The organism is Geodermatophilus sp. SYSU D00696, assembly GCF_054050235.1.
The window spans coordinates 40,609-59,058 of record NZ_JBJGYY010000017.1 but is presented as its reverse complement, the minus strand read 5'-3'; the positions used below and the strand labels follow the sequence as shown (position 1 = coordinate 59,058).

General features: G+C 79.2%; 12 protein-coding genes. 5 read left to right on the top strand and 7 right to left on the bottom strand.

Annotated features, from left to right (window positions below):
* The first annotated feature begins 98 nt into the window (after positions 1-98).
* From ACI79O_RS12695 to ACI79O_RS12685, 3 genes are all read left to right on the top strand, one after another.
* Positions 99-527, top strand: a complete 429-nt coding sequence (locus ACI79O_RS12695) for a hypothetical protein (protein WP_456914322.1) — start codon at positions 99-101, stop codon at positions 525-527.
* A 128-nt stretch (positions 528-655) separates the two neighbouring features.
* Positions 656-3,334, top strand: a complete 2,679-nt coding sequence (locus ACI79O_RS12690; protein ID WP_456914321.1) for a GNAT family N-acetyltransferase — start codon at positions 656-658, stop codon at positions 3,332-3,334.
* Positions 3,331-4,653 (top strand): wax ester/triacylglycerol synthase domain-containing protein, encoded by a 1,323-nt coding sequence (locus ACI79O_RS12685; protein ID WP_456914320.1) that lies wholly within the window; start codon positions 3,331-3,333, stop codon positions 4,651-4,653. Before ACI79O_RS12690 ends, ACI79O_RS12685 begins: the two co-directional genes overlap by 4 nt.
* Here ACI79O_RS12685 and ACI79O_RS12680 read toward each other — a convergent pair.
* The 6 genes from ACI79O_RS12680 to ACI79O_RS12655 form a co-directional block, all read right to left on the bottom strand.
* Positions 4,619-7,477: an alkaline phosphatase D family protein gene (locus ACI79O_RS12680; RefSeq protein WP_456914319.1), complete on the bottom strand. Its 2,859-nt coding sequence runs from the start codon at positions 7,475-7,477 to the stop codon at positions 4,619-4,621. The genes ACI79O_RS12685 and ACI79O_RS12680 overlap by 35 nt on opposite strands.
* A complete protein-coding gene (locus ACI79O_RS12675) occupies positions 7,474-9,858 on the bottom strand; it encodes a PEP/pyruvate-binding domain-containing protein (RefSeq protein ID WP_456914318.1) in 2,385 nt (794 codons plus the stop codon). The genes ACI79O_RS12680 and ACI79O_RS12675 overlap by 4 nt, the downstream gene beginning before the upstream one ends.
* On the bottom strand, positions 9,855-10,154 hold the full coding sequence (locus ACI79O_RS12670; protein WP_456889314.1) for a hypothetical protein: 300 nt from the start codon (positions 10,152-10,154) through the stop codon (positions 9,855-9,857). Before ACI79O_RS12670 ends, ACI79O_RS12675 begins: the two co-directional genes overlap by 4 nt.
* Before the next feature lie 120 nt (positions 10,155-10,274).
* Positions 10,275-11,198 (bottom strand): universal stress protein, encoded by a 924-nt coding sequence (locus tag ACI79O_RS12665; RefSeq protein ID WP_456914317.1) that lies wholly within the window; start codon positions 11,196-11,198, stop codon positions 10,275-10,277.
* A gap of 2 nt (positions 11,199-11,200) precedes the next feature.
* Positions 11,201-12,223, bottom strand: a complete 1,023-nt coding sequence (locus ACI79O_RS12660) for an Acg family FMN-binding oxidoreductase (protein WP_456914316.1) — start codon at positions 12,221-12,223, stop codon at positions 11,201-11,203.
* A 40-nt stretch (positions 12,224-12,263) separates the two neighbouring features.
* Positions 12,264-12,641 carry a hypothetical protein gene (locus ACI79O_RS12655; RefSeq protein WP_456889320.1) on the bottom strand — a complete coding sequence of 126 codons (378 nt, stop codon included), beginning with the start codon at positions 12,639-12,641 and terminating at the stop codon, positions 12,264-12,266.
* A 339-nt stretch (positions 12,642-12,980) separates the two neighbouring features.
* Between ACI79O_RS12655 and ACI79O_RS12650 the strand changes: the two genes are divergently transcribed.
* Positions 12,981-14,153: a hypothetical protein gene (locus tag ACI79O_RS12650; protein ID WP_456914315.1), complete on the top strand. Its 1,173-nt coding sequence runs from the start codon at positions 12,981-12,983 to the stop codon at positions 14,151-14,153.
* A 17-nt stretch (positions 14,154-14,170) separates the two neighbouring features.
* Positions 14,171-17,209 (top strand): FtsW/RodA/SpoVE family cell cycle protein, encoded by a 3,039-nt coding sequence (locus ACI79O_RS12645; protein WP_456914314.1) that lies wholly within the window; start codon positions 14,171-14,173, stop codon positions 17,207-17,209.
* Positions 17,210-17,212: 3 nt separating this feature from the next.
* Here the strand turns inward: ACI79O_RS12645 and ACI79O_RS12640 are convergent, their stop codons facing one another.
* The gene (locus tag ACI79O_RS12640) at positions 17,213-18,202 is read right to left on the bottom strand and encodes a rod shape-determining protein (protein WP_456889327.1); all 990 of its coding nucleotides are present in this window, start codon (positions 18,200-18,202) and stop codon (positions 17,213-17,215) included.
* Positions 18,203-18,450: the final 248 nt, after the last annotated feature.

Here is an 18,450-nt window from a genome sequence, read left to right as displayed (position 1 = left end):
CGCGGGGCCGGTCCCGCACCGGCGTCGTCCGTACGTCCCTGATCGACGGCGACCTTCGGCCCTCCGGGAGCGGCGCCGGGGTCCCCACCATGGCGGGCATGACCGGGACGCGGACCCGCCCGCCCTCCACCGCCGGGCGCCGCAGCGCCGCCGTCGCCGCCGTCCTGGCCAACGGGGTCCTGCTGCTGCTCGTCCACGTGTGGCCGGGATGGGAGGTCGTGCCCTTCCTGACCGGCGAGACGACCCGGGTCCTGCCCTACGTCGACGCCGCGCTCGTCGCCGGCATCGCGGTCGCCCTCCTTCAGCTGGTTCGGCCCGGGGGCGCGGCGGTCCCGGCGGGGTCGCTCGTGACGACGGCGTTCGGCCTGGCGGCCACGGTGCGGGTGCTGCAGGTCTTCCCGTTCGACCTGGGTCCCGGCTGGGAGGTCGTCGTGCGCGTCGTGCTGTGGCTCGGTGTCGCCGGCGGCGTCGTCGGACTGCTGGCCGCGTTCGTCGCGCTGTCCCGCCGGCGGACGGTCTCCCGGTAGGCCCCTGCCAGGGGGCCGGTGGTGACCTCTCGCGTGCCCGCCGGGGCCCTACGGCCCTGCCCCGGCGGAACCGGACTCCACCAGCCTCGACCCGTGCCGTACCACCCGACCGCCGGCCGTCCCCGGCGGTGACCGCCACCGTCCCGGCCCGGGCCCCGGGGCAGGTCGGCACCCCCGTCGGGCTCCGGCCGGCCAGGGCGCTGCTGCGGGACGGCACCCCGGTCGTGCTGGGCCCGTTGACCCCCGCCGACGGCCCGGAGCTGCTCGCCCTGCACGAGGGTCTGGCCGAGCGGGACCGGTGGCTGCGCTTCGCCACCCTGCACCCGGCCGACCTGCCGGGGTACGTGCGGCGCAGCCTCGATCCGGCCGGCGGGAACCTGACGCTGGGTGCACGGGTGCGCGGGCGACTGGCCGGCGTGGTCCAGCTGTTCCCCCTCGGCGACGGCGCCGCGGAGATCGCCGTCGTCGTGGACGGTCACGAGCGCCTGGCCGGGGTGGCGACCGCCCTGCTGGAGCAGGTGGCGGCCGAGGCGACCCGGCTCGGGATCGGCCGGCTGGTCGCCCAGGTGCTCGCCGAGAACGGACCGATGCTCCGGGTGCTCGCCGACCTGGGCCTGGCGGTACGCCGGCGTGCCCAGGGCACCGACGTCCTCGTCGAGGTGACGCTGGACGCCGGTGCCCGCTACCTGGAGGCGGCCGAGGAGCGGCACCGGCAGGCGGCCGCCGCCGGCCTGCAGGCGGTCCTCCGGCCGCGCGCGATCGCGGTGGTCGGTGCCGGTCGCGGCGCCGGGTCGGTCGGGCGGGCGGTCCTGCGGGAGCTGCGGGCGGCCGGGTTCCCGGGACCGGTGACGGCGGTCAACCCCGCGTGCGGCGAGCTGGAGGGGTTCCCGTGCGTGCCCTCGGTCGCCGAGCTGCCGGGGCCGGTCGACCTGGCCGTGGTCTGCGTCCCCGCCGGGGCGGTGCCGGCGGTCGCTGCGGCGTGCGGGGTGCACGGGGTGCGTGCCCTGCTCGTGCTCAGCGGCGGGCTCAGCGCGGTCCCCGGCCTGGCGGGCGAGGTCCTCGACACCGCCGACCGGTACGGCATGCGCGTCGTCGGTCCCAACAGCGTCGGCGTCGTCGCCCCGGGCGACCCGTCCCGGCTGGCCGCCTGCTTCGGCGGGTCGGTCCCGCCCGCCGGCGACGTCGGGCTGGTCGCCCAGTCCGGCGGCGTGGTGATCGCCGGCGGTCAGGTGCTGGGCCGGCTGGGCCTGGGCGTCTCGGCCGCCGTGTCGATCGGCGACGCCTGGGACGTCGGTGCCCGCGACGTCCTGGCCTGGTGCGACGAGGACCCGGGCACGGCGGCGGTCGTGCTGTACGCCGAGTCCGAGCCCGACCTGCGCGGCCTGGTGCGGACCGCGGCGCACCTGGCCCGCCGGGTGCCGGTGCTCGGGCTGCGGACCGCCACGTCGCCGGCCGGAGCCCGCGCGGCGGCCTCGCACACCGCGCGCTCGGCCACCCCCGCCCGGGTGCGGGAGGCCGCGTGGGCCGCGGCCGGGGTGCAGGTCGTGCCGGACCTGACCACGCTGGCGGCGGCCACGGCGCACCTGCGCGGGCGTCCGCCGCTGCGCCCGGGCACCGTCGCGGTGCTGACCAACCTCGGCGGCGCCGGGGTGCTGACCGCGGACGCGTGCGTCGCGGCCGGACTGCCGGTCGACCCGCTGCCGCCCGCGCTGCAGCAGCGGCTGCGGGAGGCGCTGCCGCCCCTGGCCGTCCCGGCCAACCCGGTCGACACCGGCGCCGCCGTGTCACCCGGGCAGTTCGGCGCCGCGCTGGGCTGCCTGCTCGACGACCCCGCCGTCGCGGCGGTCGTCACCGTCACCGCACCGACCGGGGTCGGGGACCCCGGCCCGGGCGTGGCCGTGGCGGTCGCGGCGGCCGGCGACGACGCGGTCGCGGTGGTCGACGTACGGCCCGGGCGGCCGACCTCGCTGGAGCGGCTCGACCCGGCGGGAACCGGAGGGGGCCCGGCGCTGGTGTCGGTGAACGAGCCGGCCGTGGCGGCCGCGGTGCTGGCGGCCGCCGCCGGGCGGGCGGCCTGGCTGGCCGCGCCGCCGGTCGGGTCCGTGCCCGAGGGGGCCGACGTGCGGGCGGCCCGGGCGGTCGCCGCCGCGGTCCTGGACCGCAGCCCGGCAGGGGACTGGCTGGACCCGGACGCCGTCGCCGCGCTCCTCGCCGCGGCCGGCGTGCCCCTGGTCCCCACGCGCGCGGCCGGGACCCCGGGGGCGGCGGCCGCCGCGGCCCGCGAGCTGGCGTGCCCGGTGGCGGTGAAGGGCCGGGTCCGCGGGGTGGTGCACAAGGCCGACGCCGGGCTCGTGCGCCTGCCGGTGGACGACCCCGACGAGGTGCGGCGCGTCGTCGGCGGCTGGGCGGCGGCCGCGGGTGCGGACTGGCTCGGCGCCGTGGTGCAGCCGTTCGTCCCGCCCGGCGACGAGCTGCTGGTCGGCGCGGTCCGCGACGCGGCCGCCGGTCCGGTGGTCGTCGTCGGCCCGGGTGGGCGGGCCGCCGATGCGCTGGGGGGCCGCGTGCACCGGCTGGCGCCGCTGGACGCCCGGGGTGCCGAGCAGGCGGTCGACGCGACCGGGCTGTTCGCCACGGCGCACGGCCGCACGCTCGACCGTGCCGCCGTCGCCGACCGGCTGCACCGGGTGGCCTGGCTGGCAGACGCCGTCCCGGAGCTGGCCGAGCTGGACGTCAACCCGCTGGTGGTGGGTCCTCGCGGGGCGCAGGCGCTCGACGTGCGGGTGCGCGTCGCCCCGGACGGGTCGTGACCGGCGCCGTCCTCCGCGCCAGCGCGGAGGACCTGGGGATGCGCGCCCTCGGCCGCGGCGGCGTGCCGATGCAGTTCGGCGCGGTGCTCGTCCTCGCCCCGGGAGCCGAGGACGAGGAACTCGCCCGCGTCGTCGCCGACCGGCTCGGCGGGGTGCGGCGGCTGCGGCAGCGGCTGGTCCGGGTGCCTCCGGGCGCCGGCCGCCCGGTCTGGGTGGACGAGCCGGCCCCGGACGCGGCGGCGCACGTCCGCGCCGCCGCGTGCCCGGCGCCCGGGGACCAGCAGGCCCTCCTCGACCTCGCCACGGACCTGGTGGCCGGTCCCCTGCCGGAGGACCGGCCCGGCTGGGCCGCCGTCGTCGTCCCGGACCTGCCCGGGGGGCGCAGCGCGGTGGTCGTCGTGCTGTCGCACGTGCTCGCCGACGGGATCGGCGGGCTGGCCCTGCTGGCCTCCCTCGCCGACGGCGGGCCGCCGCCCGACCGCACACCGCCCGGGCCGCGGCCGCCCTACCGGTCCCTCGTGGCCGACGCCTGGCGCCGGCGCGGCCGGGCGCTGGCCCGGGGGCGGGACGTGGTCCGGCTGGCGCGGGATGCGGGTCGGTCGGCCGGCGGCCTGCACCCGGCCCGGGCCGCGCCGTGCAGCCTGCTGGCGCCCACCGGGCACCGGCGGCGGACGGCGGCGGTGCAGGTGCCGCTCGAGCCGCTGCGGGCGGCGGCCCACCGGGCCGGGGGCACGGTGAACGACGCGCTCCTGGTCGCGGTCGCCGGGGCGCTGGGCGGGCTGCTGGAGAGCCGCGGCGAGTGGGTGGACCCCGTGGCGGTCACCGTCGTCGTCACCGGGCGGCGGGCGGCGGGGGTCACCGCGCTGGGCAACGCCACCACCCCGCTGGTGGTCGCCGTGCCGGTCGCGGGGGACCCCCAGGAGCGGCTGCGCCGGTTCGCCGGCACGGTCCGCCGGGCTCGCGACGCCGCCACCGGCCCGCCGCTGACCGCGCTGATGGGGTCGGCGTTCGCGCTGCTCGCGGCGAGCGGCGCCTACCGCTGGTGGCTCCGCCGCCAGCACCGCTTCCACACCCTGGTCAGCAACGTGCCGGGGCCGCCGACGCCGCTGACCCTCGCCGGGCGGCGGGTCGAGCAGGTGCTGCCGGTGGCCTCCGGCGAGGCCGGGGACGTCACCGTCTCCTTCGACGCGCTGTCCTACGCCGGCACCCTGACCGTCACCGCCGTCGTCGACCCCGACCGGGTGCCCGACCTGCCGGTCCTGACCGCGGCGCTGCGGGCCCAGCTCACCGCGCTGGTCGGTCCCCCGTCGGCAGGGTGACGCTGAGGGACACCAGCACGGCCCCGTGCCAGTCCCGGCCGGCGAGCTCGACGTCGACGGTGTCCCCGCCGTCGTCGGTGACGGTCAGGGTGCCGAACTGCCCGGGGCCGGGGAACGCGCCCTCGCTGTAGGGGCCGCCCTTCACGGTGCCGGGGGAGTCCAGCGCCGCGGCGTGCAGCAGCGGGAAGCCGGCACCGCCGGCGGTGCTGTGGTCGGTGTTCGTGCCGTCGTCGATCGCGACCATGTGCGCGTCGCCGCTGACCATGACCAGGTCGTCGACGCCGGCGGCGGCGAGGGTGTCGGCGATCCGCCGGCGCTCGCCGGCGTAGCCGCCCCAGTCGTCGCGGCCGGGCTCGTCCGGGGCCACCCACGGCTCCGGGTTCACCCACACCACCGCGGCGTGCGACCGGCTGGCGCTCACCAGCTCCTCCTCCAGCCAGGCCAGCTGCCGCGCGCCGAGCATCGAGTCGTCGGTCCGCGCCGAGCGGGTGTCGGTCACCACCACCCGGACCCGGCCGACGGTGAAGGCGTGGTGGATCGCGCCGCCGCCGCCCTCGACGAGGTCGTGGTGCGGGACGAGGGCCCGATAGGCGGCACGGGCGGCGTCGCGGGTGGGGGAGGCGAAGTCGGCGTTCTCCGAGCCGTAGTCGTGGTCGCTCCAGACGTAGTCCACCGGCACCGAGCGGTACAGCGCCGCCTGCGCGGGGGAGGTCAGCACCCGGCTGTAGCGGTCGGCGAACGCCGCGGCGTCGCCGGTCCGGACGTCGGAGTAGTGCAGGTCGCCCATGTGCACGAACAGCAGCGGGTCGACCGCCCGGATGGCGTCGAACACCGCGCCGCTGGAGCCGGTGCGGGCGCAGGAGGCCAGCGCGAGCGTGAACGACGCCGGGCCCTCCGGCATGGTCGTGAACCGCCCGGTGCCGCGGGTGCCGTCGGGGTCGCCGTCCACCTCGACGGCCCACCGGTACGCGGTGTCCGGGGCCAGGCCGTCGACGGCCAGCCGCACGACCCCGTCGGCCGACGGGGGGACCGCGGCGGAGCGGACCGGGGGCCCGCCGTCGACGGGCTCGGCCACCAGCCGGGCCTCCCGGGCGTCCGCCCGGTCGAGCAGCGCCACGACCCGGGCGCTGCTGGTGGTGACCCCGCCGGACCAGGCCCAGACGACGGACTCGACCGGCAGCGCGAGCTCCGCCGACCGCGGGTGCAGGGGTCCGAAGAGCCGGTCGTGCACCTCGGCGGCGGCGCCGGTGGTGCCGGCGAGCAGCAGGGCGGTGACCATCGCCAGCGTGACCACCGAGCGCATCGTGCGGCGGTGCTGCCAGGCCAGCCAGAAGCCGACCGCCGGCACCAGGAAGGCCACCCCGATCAGCACGCTCACCCACGGCTGGTAGGTGGTGGCGGCGAAGACGGCCAGCCCGGTGCCGGCGACGGCGGCCAGCGCCGCGCCGACCGCCTGCCACCGCAGCGCGACCAGCAGCGCCACCGCGGCCAGGCCGAGGAGCCCCAGCTGCAGCCACCGGCTGAGGGAGGGCCCGATCGCCGTGCCCTCGGGGCTGGTCGGCAGGCCCTCGACCAGCGCCAGCGTGGTGAACAGCGTGAGCATCGCGGTCAGCCAGCCGCGCGCGAACCGGCGGACGGCGGTCTCCTCGTCCGGCCGCAGCCGCAGCAGGCCCGGCCCGGCGGCGACGTCGGACGGTGCCTCCCACGGGCAGCCGGCGCACCCGCGGTGCCACCGGGTCCGCTCCAGCGTCCACCAGGCCGCCAGGACGACCGCGGCGCCCACCAGCACCCCCGCGGCGGCGTCCGAGGGCCATGCCGAGCGGCTGCGGACCACGTCGACGACGACGAACCCGAGCGCTGCGGCGGTGACGACGAGGGTCGCCAGGGCCGGGCCGCGGCGGCGGGTGCGGGCGTACACGGCGAGCGGCAGGAACCCGGCGAGCAGGGTCGCCTGCACCACCGGCGCGCTGGGCAGCGACCCGGTCAGCCCGGCCAGCGGGCCGTCCGGCGGGTAGGCCCGCTCCAGCCGGTCGGCCACGACGGCCTGCGCGACCAGGACGGCGGCCGTGACACCGAGCAGGCCGAGCGCGAACGCCGCGCAGCGCCGGCCGACGAGAGCGACCAGCACGGCCAGGGCGACCGCGACGGGCACGCTGCCCAGCAGGTCCCACGGCAGCAGCGGGTCGCTGCGGCGGGCGACCTCGTCGTCGATCTCGGCGAGCAGTTGCGGCGCGCCGGCCGTGGTGAAGACGAGCTGCACGGCGGCGGCCGCGGTCAGCACCGCCGTCCAGCCGAGCAGCAGCACCCCGCGGCGCGAGCCGTCCCCGGGCCGCTGCCCCAGGGGCGTGCCGGCCAGCAGCGGGCGCAGCCGGACCGGCGGTTCGGGCCAGGTGACGAGCGCGACGGCGGCGCAGGTGGCCACGGCGCCCAGCCCGGCGACGAGGAGCAGCAGCAGCGCGTAGAGCCAGGCCGTCCCGGCGAACATGCCCACGTCCGGGGCGTAGTTCTTGGTCGCGCCGCGGGCGCCGTAGACGGTCAGGCCGCCGGCGGTGAGGGCGAGCAGCAGGTAGTGCACCCGCGGCCGCAGCCCGGCGGCGAGCGCGGTGTCCGGCGGCGCGCCGGTCCGCACGAAGGCGGCGACGGCGCGGGCGCGCAGCTCGGTCTCGCGGTCGCGGCCGCGCCGGCGGCGCCCGTGCAGGGCGTCGCGGAGCAGGACGACGCCGGAGACGAGCAGGCCGGCGCCCATGATCGCCGGGACGAAGATCTGCGCGCGGTCGACGTCGGCGTCGTCCCACCAGTCCTCGCGGACCCGCCGGGGGTTCACGACGGCTCCCCGTCCGGGTGCAGCACCACGGTGCCGGTGTCGCCGTCGACGGTGACGGTGCGCCCGTCGAGCACCGCGGTGGCGCCGGGCAGGTTGAGCACGGCCGGCAGGCCGAGCTCGCGGGCGACGATCGCCGCGTGCGACAGCGGCCCGCCGCGCTCGACGACGATCGCCCCGGCCCGCAGGAAGACCGGGGACCACCCGGCGTCGGTGGCCGCGGCCACGAGCACCTCGCCCTCGGCCAGCAGCTCCGGGCGCGGCTCGGCGAGCACGCGGGCCCGGCCGGTGTGCCGCCCCGGACTCGCCGCCCAGCCGGACAGGTGGTCGCCCTGCGGAGCCGCGGCCGGGGCGGGCGCGGGCACGCCGGTCCAGCGCAGCGGCGGGGGCGGGTCGGTGGCGCGCTGGTCGAGCCACCGGCGGCGGCGGGCCAGCTCGGCCGGTGGCGGGGGAGCGCCGCCCAGGGCCGGGCGCAGCTCGGCCTCGCGCAGCAGGTCGACGTCGGCCGGCCGGGCCAGCACCCCGGTCGCGGTCAGCCGGCGGCCGATCTCCAGGTGCACCCGGCGGACCTCGCCGCCGAGGGCGAGGACGGCGGCCTTGACGTCCTCGCGCCGGGCCAGGCCCGCCGTCGCGTCGGCGATCTCCCGGCGCAGCACGTGCATGCGGACGTCGACGACCTGGCCGGTGAGCACGCGCACCCGCCGCCACCGTGAACGGCCGCGCAGGTCCTCCTCGAGCGCGGCGCGGGCGGCGTCCCGCTCGTCCCGGCGCGACGGCGGGGCGGGGACCGCCGCCTGCCCGGTCTCGGCCCAGGTGGGCCCGGCGAACACCGACCGCGACGCCGCCGGTGACCGGTCCCGGCGGGTCCCTGCTCCGGTGGTGACGCGCTGGGCCGCGGCGGCCGCCGGCTGCTCGCCCAGGTGCCCGGCGAGCCGGGCCTGCAGCTCCGAGTACGCGGCGACGGCGGCGGAGGCGACGGCGAGCTCGACGGTCATCGCCCGGGCGCCGAGGTCGACCAGGCGGCGGCGGTAGGCCAGCAGGCCGCCGTCGTCGAGGTCCCCGACCGCGGGCGGGTCGGCGAGCACCGCGTCGACCGCGCCCACGACGACGCCCGCCTCGACCGCCGCGCGGCGGCGCGCGGTGCCGGCGCGCAGCTGCAGCCGGGCGGTGCGCCACCACGGGGCCCGCCGTCCCTCCCGGCCCCCCGGGGCGGAGGCACCGGAGACCGGCGCGCCGAGGTACTGCCGCTCCAGCTCGGCCTCGGAGCCGCCGGGCACCGCCCGCGCCGCGGCCCGCATGAGGTCCAGGTCGAGCGCGGCCCGGCCGCGGACCCGGCGCACCAGCTCGTGCGGGCCGGTCCGGTCGGCCGGCAGCCCCCAGAGCCGGCCGAGGACCTCCCGCAGCGCCTCCTCGACGAGGAAGGAGGCGACGTCCCACACCAGCGGCGGCAGCAGGCCCGGCAGGGTCTCCCCGATGCCCTCGGTGGTGAGCTCCGCGTCGTCGGGCTCGGTGTCGCAGCCGTCGTCGGCCCGCGCGGGACCGGTGGTGATCGGACGGGCCTGCACCAGCCAGGTCCGCGTGCCGTCCCACGCCCACTCGACGTCCTGGGAGCGGCCCTCGGCCTCCTCCACCCGCAGCGCCAGCGTGGCCGCCTCCCGGACCGCCGCGGGGAGGCCGGGGTCGGGGTCGCCGGTGCGCGGCAGCAGGAAGACCTCCGGGGTCCGCTCGCCGGAGACCAGGGACTCGCCCAGCCCCTGCACCGCCTCCACCCGCACCCGGTCGGGAGCGCCGCCGGGGTCGACGGTGAACACGACCCCCGCCGACCGGGCGGGCACCATCCGCATGAGCACCGCGGGCATCGCGACGTCGTCGTCGGGGATGCCCCACGCGCGGCGGTAGGCCACGGGAGCCGGGTGCCACAGCGAGGCCCAGGTCAGCCGGACCGCGTCGAGGACCGCCTCCGGGTCGACGTCGAGCGAGGAGCGGTACTGGCCGGCGAACGACGCGGCGGCCATGTCCTCGACGGTCGCCGACGAGCGCACCGCCAGGGGGCGGCCGGCCGCGACCTCGCGGGCCGCCGCGACGACGGCGCCGGCGAGGTCCGCCGGCACCGGTACCGCGGCGAAGGCGGCGTCGACCTCGTCGGCCGGTACCGGTGTCCCGCTGCGGAGCCGGTCGAGGAGCGGTGCCAGGTCGGGGGAGTCGGCCACGGTGCGGTAGGCGTCGGCGGTCACCACCGCGGTCGGCGGGACGGGGGTGCCGCGCTGCACGAGGCGGTCCAGCGACGCGCCCTTGCCGCCCAGCTGGGCCGGTGGCGCGGGCGAGCCCGCGGTGAGCCGGAGGACGGCGGTGGTGGCCGGTGCCCGGCCCGTCGCGGTGGTCACGGGCGCCCGACCGGCGTCCCGGTCAGCTCCGCCCGGTAGGCGGCGACACAGCGGTCGGCGAGCCGCTCCACGGGCTCACCGGTGGACGCCGACTGCCGGTGCAGCCAGGCCGCGAGGTCCGGCCGCAGCGCCACCGCCGAGCGTCCTCGGGTCCGCGCCCCGAGGGCGGCGAGCTGGACGAGCAGCACGGCGCCGAGGAGCAGCACGAGGTCGGTGTCGGCGCCGCGCAGCGCGTCGACGAGGGCGACGGCGACGCCCAGCAGCGCCACCAGCTGGAGGACGACGGTCCAGGGCACGACGGGCCTCCGGCGGATCGGGAACAGGTGGCTCGACGCTAGGGAGCGGCGGGCGGACCGGCCCCGGTCGACCGGCCCGCGCGACCAGGGACCTTCGGCGCTCCCGGACCGGACGGCCGGTCAGCCGGGCGTCCCGGCGCTCACCGCCGGGACGGGCAGCGGCACGACGAGCACCGGGCAGCCGGCGTGGTGCACGAGCGCGGAGGTGACCGAGCGCAGCGGCCGGCCGAGCACCCCGTGCCGCCGGTGGCCGACCACGAGGAGCTCGGCGGTGAGTCCGGCGGCCAGGAGGGTGTCGGCCGCGCGCCCGTGGCGGACGACCGGGCGGACCGGGACGCCCGGCCAGCGGTCGCGGACCGGTTGCGCGCCGGTCAGCAGGTCCTCGAGCAGGAGCTCGCCCCGGCGCTGCGCCGCGGCGTCGTCGGCCGGGTGGTCCCCGGCCGGTCGGGGCAGCAGGGACCCGCGTGACCAGCTGTGCACCGCGAGCACCCCGGTGCCGCGGAGAGCCGCCGCGCGCAGCGCCTCGGCGAGCACCGCCTCGGACCCCGGCCCGCCGTCGAGGCCGGCGACCACGCCGCTGCGGCCGCCGCCGGACCAGCGGCTGCGCAGCGGCACGACGGCGACCGGGCACGGCGCCGCGCGCAGCACGGCCGCCACGGCCGACCCCAGCAGCAGGTCGCGGGCACCGCCCGAGCCGGAGGAGCCGAGGTACAGCACCTGGGCGCCGGCGCCGGCGGCGGCCAGCACCTCGACCGGGTCACCGTCGACGAGCCGGGGTTCGACCGGCAGCCCGGGGTGGGCGCGGCGCAGGTCCGCCGTCACCGCGTCCAGCGCCAGGCCCCCGGCGGTGCGGAGCACCTCGACGGCGTCGAGGACCCGGGCGGGTGCCGGCCGCCGGCCCGGGACCCAGGGGACGACGAGCAGCAGCCGGAGCGGAACCCCGCGGCCGGCGGCCTCGCGCGCCGCCAGGGAGGCGGCGGCGAGCGCGTCGCGGGACCCGTCGACGCCGGCGACGACGGGACGGGGATCGACCTCGCCGGGCACCGTCAGGCCCAGGGCGCGTCGAGCCGGTCGATGGTGTCGTCGACCGGACGGCGGCCGGTCGGGGGCACGGGCTCGGCGCTGACCGGCGCCCAGCCGAGCCGGACCAGCAGCTGCGGCATCCCGGCCGGTCCGGGTGTGGCCGGCGCGCAGAGCTCGGCCAGCCGGGCCCGCGTGCCCGGCACCTCGAGGGGCTGGCTCACCGGGTCGGTGGCCAGGCCGATCGCGGTGGCGGTCAGCAGCACCGCGCTGAGCGCCTCGCCGGCGCGCAGCTGGTCGGCCGGCCCGTCGCCGGGGGTGGTGAGCACGGCCAGGACCGTGCCGTCGGCCTCGCCGGTGCCCAGCCGGCTCTCCTCGAGGCTCCCGTCGGCGAAGCGCCGGACCGGTACGGCCGCCTGCGGCCCGGCGGCCCCGGCGGAGGCGGGGACGTTGGCGGCCGGGACGCCCTCGACGGCGCCGCGGGTCCGCCCGGTCCAGGCCGCGACCTCCTGGGCCAGGCCCGGGGTGAGCGCCTGCTCCAGCGCCGCCGTCTCGACCAGCCGGACCACCCGCCACTGCCTGCCGGAGTCCAGCGCGGTCAGCCGGGCACCCTCCGCCGCGGCGGCCGCGGCCAGGTCGGCGAGCAGCTCCGGCGGGACCGGCCAGGTCGAGAAGACCCGCCGGTCACTGCGGCGGGTCTCGATCGCCCGGGCGAGCACCAGCTCGTCCGGCCGCGGCTCGGCGGCGGAGACCTCGACCGCGGCGAGGTGCGCCGGGTGCGCCCGGTCGGGCAGCCGGTGGACGGTCGCCGCCAGGCCGGCCGCGCGCAGCGCGACGCGGAGGTGGTGCAGCGCGGCACCGCAGCTGACGAGCAGGTCACGGCCCTCCGGGTCGGTGGCCGGCAGGTGCCGGGACGGGTCGGCGAACAGGTGCACCGACGTCCGGCCGACGCGCCAGCGCCAGGGCTGGGAGTTGTGCACCGACGGTGCACGGTTGGCCAGCGCGATGGCGGCGCGGGCCGTGGTGCGGTCGAGCGGCTGGGGGCTCACGGCTCCTCCTGGGACGGGGACGGCGGGACCGGGGTCGGGGTCATCGCCGGGCGAGTGGCCGGGCGGTGTGCTCGGTGGTGCGGGTGGCCGCGATCTCGCCGAGGACCCAGGTGACGACGACGGCGGCGATGAAGACGGCCAGCAGGGCCTCGCTGGTCCCCGACCACACGGTGGCGATCCCGAGCGCCAGGGCGACGACGCCGGTGGCGAGGGCGGCGCGGTGCACCGGGCCGGCGGGGGCGAACGCGGCGCGGCCGGTGACGGCGACCGCCGCCAGTCCCAGGACCAGGCCGACGGTGCCCATGCCCCGGGGGTCCTGCAGGAACGGCATCTCGCCGCGGATCAGGTAGCCGACGTAGGGGACGACGATCGCGGCGACGAGGACGGTGGCGATCGTGTTGCGGGTCGTGGACGTCATGACTGGCCTCCCGTGGCGCGGACCCGCGCTGGTGCGGGCTCCCTGCCGTCGAGCCTCGGCCCCGCGCTCCGCGTCGGCGGAGGGTCGGAGAGCACCACCGGGGCGGGTCCTGGGTCCCGCGTCCACCGGGAGCGCCCGTCCTCCGTCGCGACACGCCGGGCCCTGCGGCGCGACACGCCGGGTCCTGCGGCGCGACACACCGGGCCCTCGACCGCGACGCGCCGGTCTCGGAGGGGAATTCACGCAGCGACCCGGTGACAGCCGGGGCCACCGTGCTCCAACCTGGGCCGATCCGGACCCGGGGACATCTGAGCGCGCGGATGGGGCGGGTGAGTGGCCGTGGCGGACCTGACGATCGAACGGGCGGCCGGGCGCCGCGACGACGACCCCGCCCCCCACCTCCCGGCTCCGCGGACGCCGTCCGCTCTGCCGTGGCCACCCTCCGGCGGGGTCGCGCTCGCCCGCCTGCTCGCCCTGGCCCGGCTCACCACCCCCCAGGCCCTCGAGCTGGCGGCGGCCGTGCTGGAGGAGGCGGCGCAGCTGCCGGTGCCCGCGGGCGGGACCGCCGCAGGGAGCCGCGGCGGGCTCGACCGGGCCGTGGTCGGGGCCGACGGGCGCGTGGTCCTCCACCCCGCCACGACGCCGACCGCACCCGCGGTCGCAGCGGTCCTCGCCGACGTCGCGGCCGCCGCCCGGTCCCGCGCCGGCTCGGACGACCCGGCCGCGGACCCGCTCCTGGCCGCGCTCGACGCCGCGGTGGCCGACCTCCCCGACGCCGGCGTCCCCGCCGTGACGGGGCGGCTGACCGAGACCGTCGCCGCCGTCGACCGCGACGCCGCCCGCGCCGAGCTCGGTGCGCTCGCGCGGGCCATCGGCGCGGGGGGGCCGACGGGGGCGGCGCCGTCGAGGGGCGGGACCGGGCCGGCCGGCGCGCCCGACACCCGAGCCCGCCCGGTCAGGCGGGAGGGGTCCCGGACCGCGCGGCGGATCGGCGCGTGGCTGCTGTCGGCGGTGGTCCTGGCCGCGGTCGTCACGGTGGAGGTCGTCGTGCTGCGCGACGACATCGCCGCCGACGTCGAGGTGCTCCTGGACGCCGGCCGCAGCGGTGAGGAGCCGACCGCCGCGGAACCCGAACCCGACGGCGTCGAGATCCCACCGCCCGCCCCGGCGGCGGCCGGCAGCGTGGCCGGGGTCGACCTGCGCCGCCTCGCCGGGTGCGAGCCGGGCGCGCCCTGCACCGTGCGGGTGCAGGTGCGGCTCGTCCCGGGAGCCGCTGACCAGCAGGTGACCTGGTCCTACCTGCTCGCCGACCGCTGCACCGGCGCCACCTCCACCGCACCGGGCGGGACGGTCACCGTCCCGGCCGGGGGGACGCGGGCCGAGGCCGTCGGCGTCGTCGCCCTGCCGGCCCTGCCGGCGGTCGCGGTGCTGGCCGTCACCGACCTGCCCGCGGCAGCCGCCTCCGCGCCGCTGCCCGTGGGCTCCTGCCCACCCGAGCTCCGGACCCGCTGACCCGACGGGAGCGCCGCATGCCGTACTGGGTGCCCGCCGAGGGGCCGGTCGAGGAGGTCCGGAGCCGGCGGTGGAGCCGGCGCCAGCGCCGGGTGCTCTGGGCCGGCGCCGGGGATCCCGGCACGGAGCCCGACGGGCTGCCCGCCGAGGAGGGCGGCAGGCGGCGGCGGACCCGCGAGGAGCGCCGGGACCGCCGCAGCGCCCTGTTCGACCTGCTCGCCGTCGTCGCCGCGCTCGCCCTGGTCGGGCTGGGGCTGGTCAACCTCTACCTCATCGGCGACACCGAGCTGGCGCTGCGGCAGGGCGCGATCGCCGCTGGGGGCGTGCTGGCCCTCGCCGTGTTCTGGCGGGTGCGCGTCCGCTACCTCGGCGTGCTGGGGTGGGCGGCCTACGTCGCGGCCGTCGTCTTCCTGGTCGGCGTCCTCACCGTCGGGGTGACGGTCAAGGGCGCGACCCGGTGGTTCGTCCTCGGCTCGGTCACCTTCCAACCCTCCGAGCTGGCCAAGCTGGGGCTGCTGCTGGTCCTCGCCGCCGTCCTCGGCTCCGCCCGGCCGGCCTGGCGGCGGTTCTCCCTCGCCCTGTTGCTCGCGGCCGTGCCCATCGGGCTGACCCTGCTGCAGCCCGACCTCAGCACGACCGCCCTGCTCACCGTGCTCACCGCGTCGATGCTCGTCCTCGGCCGGGTGCCCGCGCGCTTCCTGCTGCCGCTCGGCGCCGCGGCCGTCATCGCGGCGCCGCTGATGATCAGCCTGCTGCAGCCCTACCAGCTGCAGCGCCTGGGCACCTTCCTGGTCGGCGCGCACGAGTCGCCGACCGGGTCGGGGTGGGCGCTGCGCCAGGCGCACATCGCGGTGGCCTCCGGCGGGCTCACCGGCCGGGCCGACGACCCGCTGCGCGAGCTGCGCGCCGAGTACCTGCCCGAGGGCCACACCGACCTCGCGCCGGCCAGCCTGGTCGGGCAGTGGGGGCTGGTCGCCGGCGCCGGGGTCGTGCTCGCCGTCGTCGTCCTCGTGTGGCGGCTCGCGCTGGCCAGCCGCCGGTCCCGCACGCCGCACGCCGCGCTCGTCGGCGGCGGGCTGGCCATCCTCATGGGCGTCGAGACCGTCGTCTCGGTGGGGGCCAACCTCGGGCTGCTGCCCCTGGCCGGCGTGCCGTTCCCGCTGCTCAGCTACGGGGGCACGGCGCTGGTCGTGCACCTCGCCGCGATCGGCGTCGTCCTCGGCGTGCGCCGGGACAGCGTGCGCCGGCGGCTGTGGGCCGAGCCGGTCCGGCGCAACCCGCGCCCGCGCCTGGTCCGGCTGGCCGCGGCTGCCGTCTCGCTCCTGCTCGTCGCCTTCGGGCTCTACGGCTGGCGGCTGCAGGTCACGCGGGGCGAGGAGCTCTCGCTCGCCGCCGAGGAGCAGATGACCCGCTGCATCCGGCTGCCCGCGCCCCGCGGCGCCATCACCGACCGGCACGACGTGCCGCTGGCCGTGGACGCCGCGGCCGCCGGCACCGGCGTGGACCGGGTGCTCGCGGTGCCCGCGCTGCTGCGCGACGACCCGGCGGCGGTCGAGCAGCTCGCCGGGCTGACCGGCCGCCCGCCCGCCGACCTGCGGGCGGAGCTCGACGCGGCCGACCCGACCACGCTGTCCCTGCCGGTGGCCGAGGTGCCGCGCGCCGTCGGCGACGCGGTCGTCGCCGCCGGCCTCCCCGGCGTGCTCGTCGTCCCGCAGCCCCGCCGCTGGTACCCCGAGGGGGCGCTGCTGGGCCCGGTCCTCGGCTTCGTCGGCGTGGCCACGCCCGAGGCCGAGGAGCGCTGGCCCGGCCTGCCCAACGGCGAGTTCGTCGGCCGGGCGGGACTGGAGCTGCAGTACGACGCGGTGCTGCGCGGCACCAACGGGCGCCAGTGCCTCTACGTCCACCCGACGGGCGTGCCGGTGGCGCTCGGCGAGCGGGTGGAGCCCGTGCCCGGGGCGGACCTGCGGCTCTCCCTCGACCTGGGCCTGCAGCGGCAGCTCGACAGCGGCCTGGCCGCCGCGCTGCGCGGCCAGCGCCCGGGGCGCATCGGCGCCGCCGTCGCGATGGACCCCCGCTCGGGGCAGGTCCTCGCCATCGCCAGCACGCCGTCGTTCGACAACAACCTCTACGGCCCGCCCGCCGACGCCGCCGCGCTCGAGGCGCTGGCGTCCGCGCCGGGGTCCCCGACGCTCGAGCACGTCACGCAGGCGGTCCTGCCGCCCGGGTCGACGTTCAAGATCGTCGTCGCCGCGGCCAACCAGGCCCGGCCGGTCTACGCCCCCGACCAGGTGATCCCGACCGGGGCGAGCTTCAGCTACGGCGGGCACGAGTTCGGGAACTGGCGGCCGATGGGACCGATGGACCTGTCCGAGTCGATCGCCATCTCCAACGACGTCTACTTCTACAAGCTCGCGGTCGGGCTCGGTCCCGAGGCGATGATCGACACCGCCCGGGCGCTCGGCGTGGGCCAGCGCACCGGCATCGACCTGCCCGGCGAGTCGGCCGGGTACCTGGGCACCCCGGAGTCCGTGGAGGCCGCGGGCGGCACCTGGTACGGCGGGTCCACGGTGATCCTGGGCATCGGCCAGGGCGAGATCACGGTGACGCCGCTGCAGAACGCCCGGTGGACCGCCGCCGTCGCCACCGGGAACCTGGTCACCCCGCGCCTGGGCATGGCCGTCGGTACGCAGGGGTCCTTCACGGCCGTGCCCGCGCCGGCGCCCACGCCGGTGCCGTTCGCCGCCGAGCTGGGACCGGTCCGCGAGGGGATGCGGGAGGCCGTCACCAGCGGCACCGCGATCCGGCTCTCCAGCTTGCCCGGGCTCGTCGGCGCCAAGACCGGCACCGCGCAGGACGGCGGCCTGCCCGCGGACGAGTACGACAACTGGATCACCACCGCCGCCCCCATGGACGCCCCGGAGATCGTCGTGACGGCGGTGGTGCAGGGGCCGGGGACGGGGGCGAACAACACCAAGGACCTGGTGTCCGCGGCGCTGCGCCACTACCTCGACAACCGGGACGCCGTCCTCGCCACCGGCCCGGTGCAGGTCCCCTGACCGTCAGCGGCGGCCGTAGGCGGTCAGCAGCGCCCGGTTGCGCAGCGCCCGCGCGGCGCCGTCGGCCACGCAGGTCAGCGGCTCCTCGGCCTGCTTGACCGGCAGGCCGAGCGCCCGCTCGAGCTCCTGCGCCAAGCCGGGGACCAGCGAGGAGCCGCCGAAGACGAGCACGCCCTCGCCCATCACGTCGGCGATCGCCTGCGGCGGGAGGTCGTCCAGGCAGGGGGTCAGGGTCCGGAGGACGTCGTCGACCACCGGGCGCAGGGCCTCGGCGACCTCGGCCGCCGGGATCGTGGCCAGCCGCGGCCGGCCGGAGACGCCGTCGCGGCCCTGCACGACGAGCGGCTCGTCCCCGGCCGAGCTGAGCCGGGTCTTGAGCGCCTCCGCCTCGAGGTCGCCGACGAGGAGCTGGTGCTGCTCGCGCAGGAACCGGACGACGGCCAGCGTCATGTCCTCGCCGCCGGTCTTGCTGGTCCGGGAGGCGAGCACGCCGCCGTAGCAGAAGGCGACCGCCTCGGACCGGCCGCCGCCGACGTCGACGACCATGTGCACCCGCCGTTCCAGCGGGTCGATGCCGCAGCCGACGGCGCCCGCGACCGCCTCGTCGATCGCGGTCACCGGCCGGATGCCCGCCTCCTCGGCGGCCTCGAGCAGCGCGCGGTGCTCCAGGGCGCTGGAGCCGACGGGCACGGTGACAACGGCCCGGACGGGCAGCCGCCACAGCCGCTGTCCCGCCGCGTGCAGGACCGCGCGCAGGTAGGTGCGGGCGGTCTCGAGGTCGGTGACCACGCCGTCGTCGAGGGGGCGCACCGCGGCGTAGCGGGACGGTGCGCGGCCGAGCAGGTCGGCGGCCTCGCGGCCGACGGCGAGCACGCGTTCCCGGCGGCCGCTGCCCCGGCGCACCAGCATCACGGTCGGCTCGTCGTAGAGGATGCCGCGGCGCACGTCGCTGACCACGGTGGTGGCGGTGCCGAGATCGATGCCGAGTTCCACGCGGTACCTCCTGACCGCCAGGGTGCCCCGCCAGTCTGGTGGCGCGGTCCGTGCCCGGTCCAGATCCCCGGGCGCGTCGCCGCGCGTCCCCGCCCGTGTCGTCCGGAGGTCCCGGCCGGGGGCGACCTCCGACCCTGCCCGGAGCGGCGCAGCGGTCCCGAGCATGGGGGCATGACGGAGGAGCACCCGTGACCGGGACCGCCGCGACCGACCGGGGAGGACCCGCCTTCGGACCACCCGTGGAGCGG